This is a genomic window from Streptomyces sp. NPDC015130 (genome assembly GCF_043080005.1).
GTDB lineage: Bacteria > Actinomycetota > Actinomycetes > Streptomycetales > Streptomycetaceae > Streptomyces.
Genome location: NZ_JBIBVC010000006.1, coordinates 313,549 through 325,670 on the forward strand (window position 1 = coordinate 313,549; position 12,122 = coordinate 325,670).

At 70.3% G+C, this 12,122-nt stretch carries 9 protein-coding genes; all 9 read left to right on the top strand.

The genetic code is table 11. The features are described 5' to 3' along the window. The first annotated feature begins 125 nt into the window (after positions 1-125). The 9 genes from ACF08F_RS15315 to mrdA all read left to right on the top strand — a co-directional run bounded on the left by ACF08F_RS15315 (position 126) and on the right by mrdA (position 12,118). Positions 126-2,747 carry a valine--tRNA ligase gene (locus tag ACF08F_RS15315; protein WP_392298959.1) on the top strand — a complete coding sequence of 874 codons (2,622 nt, stop codon included), beginning with the start codon at positions 126-128 and terminating at the stop codon, positions 2,745-2,747. A gap of 258 nt (positions 2,748-3,005) precedes the next feature. After that, a complete protein-coding gene (locus tag ACF08F_RS15320; RefSeq protein ID WP_392298960.1) occupies positions 3,006-4,145 on the top strand; it encodes a sensor histidine kinase in 1,140 nt (379 codons plus the stop codon). Between the two features lie 247 nt (positions 4,146-4,392). Next, positions 4,393-5,931, top strand: coding sequence for a bifunctional folylpolyglutamate synthase/dihydrofolate synthase (locus ACF08F_RS15325; RefSeq protein ID WP_392298961.1), 1,539 nt, complete (start codon positions 4,393-4,395; stop codon positions 5,929-5,931). 7 nt (positions 5,932-5,938) lie between these two features. Next, positions 5,939-6,304, top strand: a complete 366-nt coding sequence (locus ACF08F_RS15330; RefSeq protein ID WP_392298962.1) for a DUF4233 domain-containing protein — start codon at positions 5,939-5,941, stop codon at positions 6,302-6,304. A gap of 66 nt (positions 6,305-6,370) precedes the next feature. Then, on the top strand, positions 6,371-6,784 hold the full coding sequence (gene ndk / locus ACF08F_RS15335; RefSeq protein ID WP_141301954.1) for a nucleoside-diphosphate kinase: 414 nt from the start codon (positions 6,371-6,373) through the stop codon (positions 6,782-6,784). A 326-nt stretch (positions 6,785-7,110) separates the two neighbouring features. Then, the gene (locus tag ACF08F_RS15340) at positions 7,111-8,130 is read left to right on the top strand and encodes a rod shape-determining protein (RefSeq protein WP_017239313.1); all 1,020 of its coding nucleotides are present in this window, start codon (positions 7,111-7,113) and stop codon (positions 8,128-8,130) included. Positions 8,131-8,242: 112 nt separating this feature from the next. Further along, positions 8,243-9,250, top strand: coding sequence for a rod shape-determining protein MreC (gene mreC / locus ACF08F_RS15345; protein WP_392298963.1), 1,008 nt, complete (start codon positions 8,243-8,245; stop codon positions 9,248-9,250). Further along, positions 9,247-9,915: a rod shape-determining protein MreD gene (mreD, locus tag ACF08F_RS15350; protein ID WP_392298964.1), complete on the top strand. Its 669-nt coding sequence runs from the start codon at positions 9,247-9,249 to the stop codon at positions 9,913-9,915. Before mreC ends, mreD begins: the two co-directional genes overlap by 4 nt. 19 nt (positions 9,916-9,934) lie before the next feature. Then, positions 9,935-12,118: a penicillin-binding protein 2 gene (mrdA, locus tag ACF08F_RS15355; protein WP_392298965.1), complete on the top strand. Its 2,184-nt coding sequence runs from the start codon at positions 9,935-9,937 to the stop codon at positions 12,116-12,118. Positions 12,119-12,122 lie beyond the last annotated feature (4 nt).

A 12,122-nucleotide genomic window follows, 5' to 3' on the forward strand; every position in this document is an offset into this window, starting at 1 on the left:
TCACAGGATGTTTATGTCTGCCGAACATCCTGGCGGAAGCGATGACCGCGAAGTGCGGCGGGGGCCACACCGTTACCGAACCAAAGCGTTTCGGGACAAGGCGAGAACACCCCTAAACTGGCCCCGTGACCGAGAACACTCAGCAGCAGACAGCGCCCACCACCGAACTGCCGACCCAGTACGCGCCGGCCGAGGTAGAGGGGCCGCTGTACCAGCGCTGGGTAGAGCGCGGGTACTTCGAGGCGGACGCGAAGAGCGAGAAGCCGCCGTACACCATCGTCATCCCGCCGCCGAACGTCACCGGGTCCCTGCACCTCGGCCACGCCTTCGAGCACACGCTGATCGACGCCCTCACCCGCCGCAAGCGCATGCAGGGCTACGAGACGCTGTGGCAGCCCGGCATGGACCACGCGGGCATCGCCACCCAGAACGTCGTCGAGCGCGAGCTCGCCAAGGAGGGCAAGTCCCGCCACGACCTGGGCCGCGAGGCCTTCGTCGAGCGCGTCTGGCAGTGGAAGGCCGAGTCCGGCGGCCAGATCTCCGGCCAGATGAAGCGTCTGGGTGACGGCGTCGCCTGGTCCCGTGAGCGCTTCACCATGGACGAGGGCCTCTCCCAGGCCGTCCAGACCATCTTCAAGAAGCTCTACGACGACGAGCTGATCTACCGCGCCGAGCGCATCATCAACTGGTGCCCCCGCTGCCTCACCGCGATCTCGGACATCGAGGTCGAGTACCAGGACGACGACGGCGAGCTCGTCTCCATCCGGTACGGCGAGGGCGAGGACTCCCTGGTCGTCGCCACCACCCGCGCCGAGACGATGCTCGGTGACACGGCCGTCGCCGTCCACCCCGACGACGAGCGGTACAAGCACCTGGTCGGCAAGCTGATCAAGCTGCCGCTGACCGACCGCTCGATCCCGGTCGTCGCCGACACCCACGTCGACCCCGAGTTCGGCACCGGCGCCGTCAAGGTGACCCCGGCGCACGACCCGAACGACTTCGAGATCGGCCAGCGCCACAACCTGCCGAACCTCGCCGTCATGGACGAGCGCGCCGTCATCACGGCCCACGGCCCCTTCCAGGGCCTGGACCGCCTGGAGGCCCGTTCCGCCATCGTCGCCGCGCTGCGCGCCGAGGGCCGGATCGTCGCCGAGAAGCGTCCGTACACCCACTCCGTCGGCCACTGCTCGCGCTGCAAGACCACCATCGAGCCGCGCCTGTCGATGCAGTGGTGGGTCAAGGTCGGCCCGCTCGCGCAGGCCGCCGGTGACGCCGTCCGCGACGGCAAGGTCAAGATCCACCCGCAGGAGATGGAGAAGCGGTACTTCGACTGGGTCGACAACCTGCACGACTGGTGCATCTCGCGCCAGCTGTGGTGGGGCCACCGCATCCCCGTCTGGTACGGCCCGAACGGCGAGGTCGTCTGCGTCGGACCGGACGAGCAGCCGCCGACGGGCGAGGGCTGGCACCAGGACACCGACGTCCTGGACACCTGGTTCTCCTCCGGCCTGTGGCCGTTCTCCACGCTCGGCTGGCCCGAGCGGACCGAGAGCCTCGAGAAGTTCTACCCGAACTCCGTCCTGGTCACCGGCTACGACATCCTCTTCTTCTGGGTCGCCCGGATGATGATGTTCGGTCTGTACGCGATGGACGGCACCCCGCCGTTCCACACCATCGCCCTGCACGGCATGGTCCGTGACCAGAACGGCAAGAAGATGTCGAAGTCCTTCGGCAACGTGGTCAACCCGCTGGACTGGATGGACACGTACGGCTCCGACGCCGTCCGCTTCACCCTGGCCCGCGGCGCCAACCCGGGCGTCGACGTCCCGATCGGCGAGGACTGGGTCCAGGCCTCCAGCAAGTTCGCCAACAAGATCTGGAACGCCACCCGCTTCGCGCTGATGAACGGCGCGACGGTCGAGGGCGAGCTGCCCGACCCGTCGGAGATGTCCGCCACGGACCGCTGGATCCTGTCGCGGCTCAACAAGACGGTCGCCGACGTCGACGCGTTCTACGACGACTACCAGTTCTCCAAGCTGTCGGACGCCCTCTACCACTTCGCGTGGGACGAGGTCTTCGACTGGTACGTCGAGCTGTCGAAGACGACGTTCTTCGCCGGCGGCGAGGGCGCCAGGGTCTCCGGCCGGGTCCTCGGCGAGGTCCTCGACGTCATGCTGCGCCTGCTGCACCCGGTCGTCCCCTTCGTCACCGAGACGCTGTGGACGACGCTGACCGGCGGCGAGTCCGTCGTGATCGCCGACTGGCCGAAGGACAGCGGCTTCCGCGACGCGGCCGCCGAGCAGGAGATCGCCCTGGTCCAGCGGGTCATCACCGAGGTCCGCCGCTTCCGCAAGGAGCAGGGCCTCCAGGACGCGCAGAAGGTCCCCGCCCGCCTCACGCTCGACGGCACCGCGCTCGCCGCGCACGAGGCGGCCATCCGCCAGATCCTGCGCCTCCAGCCGGAGGGCGAGGGCTTCTCCGCCACCGCCTCCCTGCCGGTCGCCGGGGCGACGGTCGCGCTCGACCTGTCGGGCACGATCGACGTGGCCGCCGAGCGCAAGCGCCTCGCGAAGGACCTCGCGGCGGCGGAGAAGGAGAAGGCCCAGGCGAACGGGAAGCTCGGCAACGAGGCCTTCCTGGCCAAGGCCCCGGACAACGTGGTCGACAAGATCCGCGGCCGCCTCGCCAAGGCGGACGAGGACATCGCCCGCATCCAGACGCAGCTGGCGAGCCTGCCGGAGGCGTAGCCCGTAAGGCATGCGAAGGGCCCGGACCGATGCTCATCGGTTCCGGGCCCTTTCGCGTCCCCCGCCGTGGGTCTCGCTCGCGCCCCTCGGGCAGCCGCAGGAGCGCGGCGAGGCGGCGGTTCGCGCGGACGGCTGCTCCTGGGATGCTTCGTGCACATTTCAGAGTGAAACGACAATGTGGGCGAAGTGCCCGATCTCACACCAGAGGGGACTTCGGGTCCGCCGTTTCGGGACGAAAGACCTTGGATGATGGACGGCATGCTCCACCTCCCCACCGTCCCCGCGCTGCGCCGTTGCGTGGACCGGTGGGCCGCCTCGCCCCGCGCCCTCGACGTCGTCACCGCGCTGAGCGCCTTCGGCCTGATGGTCCTCGACGTGCCGGGCCTCGCCCGCGCCGACAACTCGCTCACCGGGGTCACCGCGACCCTCGTCCTGGCGGCCGGGGCGGCCACGCTGGTGCTCAGGCGCCGGCTGCCGTGGATCCCGTACCTCGTGGCGCTCGGCCTGATGGGCTGGCTCCACGAGCTCACCATGATCCAGTTCGCGCTGTACTCGATCGGCAGGTTCCGGGGGCGGCGGGCCGCCGTCGCCGCCACCGTGCTCTACATCGGCGTGGCGCTCGCCCTCTTCCAGACGCCCGGCTGGCCCGCCCGGCACGGCGACACCCTGAGCGACTTCCTGAGCATCGTCGTCCCGATCGGGGTCCTCGCGGCGGGCGTCGGCATCGCCGCGTACCGACAGGACCTCGTCCGGGCCCTGGAGGTCCAGCGCCGCGAGGCCGCCGCCCGGCAGGCCGTGCAGGAGGAGCGGATCTCCGTCGGCAGGGACGTCCACGACCTGGTCGGCCGGGAGCTGACCGTCCTCGCGGTCCGGGCCGAGGTCCTCGCCGTACGGGCGCGGGGCGAGGCCCGCCAGAAGGACTTCGAGGAGCTCGCGGACACGGCCCGCCGTGCCCACCTCATGCTCAACGAGACGATCGTGCGCCGGGCCGACCGGGACGCGGCCACCCCCGGGCTCGAAGGGCTCGCCGCGCTCGCCGAGGAGAGCGAACGGATGGGCAGCCCCGTGGACCTGACGGTCGCGGAGGCGGCCGGGGCGCTGTCGCCGCTGCGGCAGGCGGCCGTCCACCGCGTCGTCCAGGAGTGCCTGACGAACGCCGCCAAGCACGCGCCCGGCCTGCCGGTGACGGTCGGGATCACGGTGGAGGGGCCCGATCTGCGGATCGAGGTGCGCAATCCGCTGCCGAAGACCCCGCCGGACCCGGCACCCGTCTCGACGGGCACCGGACTGTTCTCGATGGAGGAGCGGGTCGCCAGCATGGGCGGCACGCTGAAGGCCCGCGCGGAGGACGGCGCGTACGTGGTGACGGCGCTGCTCCCGACGGGCCTGGGCCGCTGAGCGGTACGGGCGCCTGGGGCCGCTCCGGAGCCGCGTACGGGTGTCCGGACCGCCCGGATCCCGCGTACGGGCGCGCAGGTCGGAGACCGGGAGCCCCGCCCCGATCGCCGTCGCCATCGGCTCCTCGACGAGGTGTACCGCCCGCGGGCCTGGGGGCCCCAGCGCACGAAGTGCCGGATCATGATCGCCGAGTTCGCCGGGCCGCTACGGCGGACGGTGGACCGAAAGTCCCGAAAGGGGTGGGTCCATGGTCCTGTCGGTGCCCCTCCGTAGACTGGGGTCCGTGAGTGAGCCGAGCGACCAGAGCGACGACCAGTTCGACGACATCGTCGACACCGAGACCCAGCGCGACCCCGACCTGGCGGTGATCGAGGCAGGCAGCCGCACGCTGCGGACGCAGGGCGGCCCGCCGCAGGGCGACCCCGTGCCGAGCCGTCCCGAGGACCCGGAGCTCGACAAGGCGCTGCGCGAGGTCGAGACCGAGCTGTCCACCCGCTGGGGCGAGACCAAGCTGGAGCCCTCGGTCACCCGGATCGCGGCACTGATGGACGTGCTCGGCGAGCCGCAGCGCGCGTACCCCTCGATCCACGTCACCGGCACCAACGGCAAGACGTCGACGGCCCGCATGATCGAGGCACTGCTCGGCGCCTTCGAGCTGCGCACCGGCCGGTACACCTCGCCGCACGTGCAGACGATCACCGAGCGGATCAGCCTGGACGGCGCCCCGATCTCCGCCGAGCGGTTCATCGAGACCTACCAGGACGTCAAGCCGTACGTGGAGCTGGTCGACGCCCGAGAGGAGTACCGCCTCTCCTTCTTCGAGGTCCTCACCGGAATGGCGTACGCGGCCTTCGCCGACGCCCCGGTCGACGTGGCCGTCGTCGAGGTCGGCATGGGCGGCACCTGGGACGCGACGAACGTCATCGACGCCTCGGTCGCCGTCGTCACCCCGATCGGCCTCGACCACACCGACCGGCTCGGCGGGACGACCGGCGAGATCGCCGGCGAGAAGTCCGGGATCATCAAGCAGGGCGCGACCGTCATCCTGGCCCAGCAGCCGGTCGACGCGGCCCAGGTCCTGCTGAAGAAGGCCGTCGAGGCGGACGCCACCGTCGCCCGCGAGGGCATGGAGTTCGGCATCGTCTCCCGCGAGGTCGCGGTCGGCGGGCAGCTCCTCACCCTGCGCGGTCTCGGCGGCGAGTACGACAACGTGTTCCTGCCGCTGCACGGCGCCTACCAGGCGCACAACGCGGCCGTGGCGCTCGCGGCCGTCGAGGCCTTCTTCGGGATCGGCGCGGACCACGCGCGGACCCTGGACGCGGACACGGTCCGCGCGGCCTTCGCCCAGGTGGCCTCGCCGGGCCGCCTGGAGATCGTCCGCTCCTCCCCGACGGTGATCCTCGACGCCGCGCACAACCCGCACGGCGCTCAGGCCACGGCGGAGGGCGTCAGCGAGGCCTTCGGCTTCTCGCGGCTCGTCGGCGTCGTCTCCACGAGTGCCGACAAGGACGCCCGGGGCCTCCTGGAGGCCTTCGAGCCGATCCTCGCGGAGGTCGTCATCACCACGAACTCCAACCCGCGGGCAACGGACGTCGACGCGCTCGCCGCGATCGCGGTCGAGGTCTTCGGCGAGGACCGGGTCGTCGTCGAGCCGCGGCTGCCCGACGCGCTCGAAGCGGCCATCACCCTCGCGGAGGAAGAGGCCGAGTACGGCGGCGCCGGAGTCCTCGTGACCGGTTCGATCTTCACGGTCGGCGACGCCCGACTGCTGCTGCGAAGGGGCTGACACACCGATGCGCATGCTCTGTTCCTCGACGCTCATCGGCGAGTTCTTCGTCATCGGCTTCGCCGGCCTGGTCGCGATGAAGGACGACAGCCTGGCGATGTCGACCGTCTGGACCGTCTGCGGTGTCGCGATGCTCCTCTCGGTGCTGCTGTGCGGGATGGTCACCCGTCCCGGCGGCGTGCAGCTCGGCTGGGCGCTCCAGATCGGCCTGATCGCCAGCGGGTTCTTCGTACCGGTCATGTTCGTCCTCGGGGCGGTCTTCGCCGTCCTGTGGTGGGCCTCGGTGCACTACGGCCGGAAGGTCGACGACATCAAGGCCCGCTGGGCGGAGTCGCAGGGCGCGCAGGCCACGGCAGGGCCTGACGCTGCGTAATCGAGGGGCGTGCGGGACCTGTAGCCTCGGAGGTCCCGCACACCGCTTTTCCGAAGGAGTTCCCCCGTGAGCCAGCGCACGCTCGTCCTGCTCAAGCCCGACGCCGTCCGCCGTGGCCTGATCGGCGAGATCATCGGCCGTATCGAGCGCAAGGCCGGCTGGACCCTCGCGGCCCTCGAACTGCGCGAGCTGGACCAGGACACGCTGGAGCAGCACTACGGCGAGCACAAGGGCAAGCCCTTCTACGAGCCGCTGATGGGCTTCATGTCCTCCGGTCCCGTCGTCGCGCTCGTCGTCGAGGGCGAGCGGGTCATCGAGGGCGTCCGTCAGCTCGCCGGCCCGACCGACCCGATCGCCGCCGCGCCCGGCTCCATCCGCGGCGACTTCGGCACCATCGTCCGCGAGAACCTGATCCACGCCTCGGACTCCGAGGAGTCGGCGCTCCGCGAGCTGAAGATCTTCTTCCCGGGTCTCGTCTGATCCGGCGTCGGTCCGGCTTCGGCCCGTCCGGCGTCGAACCGGCTTCGAACCGGAGTCGATCAGACGTCGAACAGGAGCCGATCCGGTGACGATCCTGTGCTGATTCGCCGCTGACCCGGCGTCAGCCGATCAGCACAACCCTGTGGGGCGACCGAAGGAATTTCGGTCGCCCCCAGGCATATGAACGCCAATCCCGGGAACGGATCGCCGCGTCCTGCCGTCACCAGTACTGAGGTGGACCAACGCGCGGCATTCGCACGGGCGGCACTACGATGGAAAACTCCACGCCGCACCACTCTCAGCCATGGGAAATCAAGGGGAACTCAATGTCGTTCATCGGCCGTGACATGGCTGTCGACCTCGGGACCGCCAACACGCTGGTGTACGTCAGGGGCCGAGGCATCGTTCTGAACGAGCCGTCCGTCGTCGCGATCAACACGAACACCGGCGGCATCCTGGCGGTCGGTGCCGAGGCGAAGAAGATGATCGGCCGGACGCCCGGCAACATCGTCGCCGTCCGCCCGCTCAAGGACGGCGTGATCGCCGACTTCGAGATCACGGAGCGGATGCTCCGCTACTTCATCCTCAAGATCCACAAGCGTCGCTACCTCGCGCGTCCCCGCGTCGTCGTCTGCGTGCCCTCCGGCATCACCGGAGTGGAGCGCCGCGCCGTCATCGAGGCCTCGACGCAGGCCGGTGCACGCCAGGTGCACATCATCGAGGAGCCCATGGCGGCGGCCATCGGCTCGGGCCTCCCCGTCCACGAGGCCACCGGCAACATGGTCGTCGACATCGGCGGCGGCACCACCGAGGTCGCCGTCATCTCGCTCGGCGGAATCGTCACGGCACAGTCGATCCGGGTCGCCGGCGACGAGCTGGACAACGCGATCATCCAGCACATCAAGAAGGAGTACTCGCTCCTCCTCGGTGAGCGGACCGCCGAGCAGATCAAGATCACCATCGGTTCGGCCTACGACCTCGACAAGGACGAGCACACCGAGATCCGCGGCCGCGACCTCGTCTCCGGCCTGCCCAAGACGGTGGTCATCTCCGCCGCCGAGGTCCGCAAGGCCATCGAGGAGCCGGTCAACGCGATCGTCGACGCCGTGAAGACGACCCTCGACAAGTGCCCGCCGGAGCTCTCCGGTGACGTCATGGACCGCGGCATCGTTCTCACGGGTGGCGGCGCCCTGCTGCGTGGCCTCGACGAACGGCTCCGCCGCGAGACCGGCATGCCGATCCACATCGCCGAGGACCCGCTGGACTCGGTGGCGCTGGGCTCCGGCAAGTGCGTGGAGGAGTTCGAGGCGCTCCAGCAGGTCCTGGACGCCCAGCCGCGCCGCTAGCAGCACCACGTGCAGGGCGGGCGGCGCACCGCACGGCACCGCACGAGCCGAACCCACAAGAGAACACGTACAGCCGAACAACGAACCACGAGGAAAGGCACGGCCGCCGCACGTGAGGGACACACGAGAGAGCCGGCTGCTCCTGGTGCTGCTGATCGCCATCGCGTTCGCACTGATCACGGTGGACATCCGCGGAGGCCAGGAGTCACCCGTCGACGGTGCCCGCCAGGCCGCCGCCGCGGTCTTCGGGCCCGTCGAGAACGGTGTGGCGGCGGCCGTCGACCCCATCGGGAACGCCATAGGCGCGGTACGGGACTCCGGCGAGCGGCACACCCGGATCGCCGCCCTGGAGAAGGAGAACGCCGAGCTCAAGGCCGAGCTCGGCAGCGACGACCGCAACCGCAACCGGCTGCGCGAGCTCGACTCCATGCTCAGGACGGCCGGCGCCGGTCAGTACGGCATCAAGGGCGCGCAGGTCATCGCCATAGGAGCGGCCCAGGGCTTCTCCTGGACGGTCACCGTCGACATCGGCGCCCGCGACGGCGTCAAGCGGGACATGACCGTCCTCAACGGCTCCGGACTCGTCGGTCGCGTCACCACCGTCGGCCCGTCCACCTCCACCGTCCTCCTCGCCAACGACCCCGACTTCACCGTCGGCACGCGCATGGAGAAGAGCGACGAACTCGGCTTCGCCACCGGACAGGGCGACGGCCCGCTGCTCGTCCAGCTCCTCAACGGCAAGGCGAAGGTGAAGCCGGGCGACCGGCTCGTCACCTTCGGCTCCAGCGGCGACAAGCCCTTCGTGCCCGGCGTCCCGGTCGGCGAGATCGTCCGCATCGACCCCGCGGGCGGCGGCCTGACCCGAAACGTCTACGTCCGCCCGTACGTCGGCTTCACCAAGCTCGACATCGTCGGCATCGTCGTCCAGGCCCCCGCCTCCAACCCGCGCGACACGGTCCTGCCGCCGAAGCCCAAGCCGGCCCCGACCGTCACCGTCACGGTCACGCCGCCGCCACCGGACGGACAGCAGGCCGCCGACGGACAGAAGCCGAACGAGAACCAGCAGAACGACGGCCGGCAGAACCAGCAGGGCCAGGACCAGGGGGACGCGACACCGTGAAGTTCAACCGCATCCTCCTCTCCGCAGCCCTGATCGTGGTCGCCCTCGTCGTCCAGGTCTCCGTCCTGGCCCGCCTCCAACTCCCCGGCGCCGTACCCGACCTGGTCCTCCTCACGGTGGTGGCCCTCGCCCTGGTGTACGGCCCCGTCAGCGGCTCCCTCATCGGCTTCACCGCCGGCCTCCTCGCCGACCTCGCCCCGCCCGCCGACCACGCCGCCGGCCGCTACGCCCTCGTGCTCTGCGTCGTCGGCTACCTGGTCGGCCTCGCCAAGCCCGAGAACGGACGGCTGACCTCCGCGACCGGCCCCATGGCCGTCGTCGTCGCCGCGGCCGTCGGCTCCACGCTCCTCTACGCGGGCGTGGGCGCCCTCGTCGGCGACACCGCCGCCCGCCATGTGGGCCTCGGCTTCCTGCTGTTCACCGCGGCGGTCTACGACCTGCTCCTCGCGCCCTTCACGGTGCCGCTCATCATGGCGCTGGCCCGGCGCGCCGAGAACGATCCCATCGCCGACGCCACCGGGGCGAACGGCGCCGACGTCGCCTCCGGCTGGCTGTCCTCCGGCACGGGCCTGCGGATCGGCAACCAGCGCGGCGGGCTGCGCGTGAAGGCCGCCAAGGGCCGCGCCTCGCGGGCCGGCCGCATCAAGGGAGTCAAGCGACTGTGACCGAGGGGGTCCCGGCAGTATGAGCAACATCCCCGAGACCGGGCGGACCCCGCGGGTCCAGATCCGGCTCGTCGTCATCCAGATCCTCGTGTTCTCGCTGCTCCTGACCCTGGGAGGCCGCCTCTGGTACCTCCAGATCCGGAACGGCAAGGAGTACACGGACGAGGCGAAGAACAACCACGTCCAGCAGGTCGTCCGGCCCGCCGTCCGCGGCTCCATCCTGGACGCCCGTGGCGTCCCGCTCGCCGACAACGAGACCCGCCTCGTCGTCTCGGCCTCCCGGACCGAGCTGATGAAGATAAAGGACAAGGGCAAGGACGTCCTCACCCGGCTCGCCGGCGTGCTGGAGATGAAGCCCGAGGACGTCATCAACAAGATCCGCCTCTGCGACTCCCAGACCCCCAAGCCCTGCTGGAACGGTTCGCCCTACCAGCCGATCCCCGTCACCGACGAGGCCACCACCCAGCAGGCGCTGACGATCCGCGAGGCCTCCGAGGACTTCCCCGGCATCACCGCCGAACCCGCCGCCGTACGCCGCTACCCCGCGCCCGGCAAGGCCCGCACCGCACAGGTCCTCGGCTACCTCTCGCCCGTCACCGACACCGAGATCGAGAAGGCCAAGGACAGCGACTCGCCGTTCCTCCGCTCCGACCAGGTCGGCCGCTCCGGCATCGAGCGCACCTACGACAAGGAGCTGCGCGGCAAGGCCGGCGTCACCCGGTACGAGGTCGACAACCTCGGCCGCGTCATGGGCCAGACCGAGTCCGACCCCGGGGTCGCCGGCTCCACCCTCGTCACCAGCATCGACGCCCGCGTCCAGGCCGTCGCCGAGTACGAGCTCAGCCAGGCCATGAAGGCCGTCCGCGGCGAGACCGACAAGATCACCAACCGCAAGTACGAGGCCGACTCGGGCGCCGTCGTCGTCATGGAGACGAAGACCGGCCGCATCGTCGCGATGGCCTCCCAGCCCGACTACGACCCGAACGCCTGGGTCGGCGGCATCTCCGCCAAGGACTACGCCGCGCTCACCAGCAAGAACTCCAACTACCCGCTGCTCAACCGGGCCATCCAGGGCCAGGCCGCCGCGGGCTCCATCTTCAAGGTGGTCTCGGCGAGCGCCGCCGTCCGCGCCGGACACGACTTCAACGACAAGTACAACTGCAGCGCCTCCTACAGCCTCGGCAACCGCAGCTTCGCGAACTTCGAGTCCCAGGGCCACGGCCCCATCACCCTGGGCGAGGCCCTCAAGTTCTCCTGCAACACCGTCTTCTACGCCCTCGGCCACCAGGAGTGGCAGCGCGACGGCGGGATCAAGCCCAAGAAGGGCGCCAACGACTGGTTCTACCGGACCGCCCGGGACTTCGGACTCGGCTCCGAGACCGGGATCGACCTGCCCAACGAGGTCAAGGGCCGCATCCCCGACCGCCAGTGGAAGCAGAACTTCTGGGCGGCCAACAAGGACGCGTGGTGCAAGCAGGGCAAGAAGGGCGGCACCTACGTCGAGCAGATCGCCTACGAGAGCTGCCTCGAAGGCAACCAGCTGAAGGCGTACGACAGCATCAACTTCGCCATCGGACAGGGTGACGTCCTCGTCACCCCCATCCAGATGGCCACCGCCTACTCCGCCATCAGCAACGGCGGAACCCTTTTCAACCCCACCGTCGGCAAGGCCGTCATCAGCCCCGACGGCAAGAGCGTCCGCGAGATCAAGCCGACGGCGCACGGCAAGCTGCCCGTCGGGGCCGAGACCATCAGGGACCTCGACAAGGGCCTGCGCTCGGTCGTCGAGCCCGGCGGCACCGCCGCCTGGCGCTTCGGCGGCTGGCCCCAGGACAAGATCCCGCTGCGGGCCAAGACCGGCACCGCCCAGGTCTACGGCAAGCAGACCACCTCCTGGCTGGCGACCTACTCCGACGACTTCACCATCGTCATGACGATCTCCCAGGGCGGCACCGGCTCCGGAGCCTCCGGCCCCGCGGTGCGCAACATCTACGACGCCCTCTACGGCCTCGACGACGCCGGCAACCAGGACCTCAAGCGGGCCCTGCTCCCCACGCCGCAGAAGGCCCTGCCGAAGGTCAACGCCGACGGCACCATCGACGCCCCCGACATCAAGGCGTACGACCCGAAGTCGCAGCTGGTCGCTCCCGTCGAGAACACCGCTCCGCCGCTCGCGGGCCCGCCCCCCGGAAAGCGGGACTGACCCG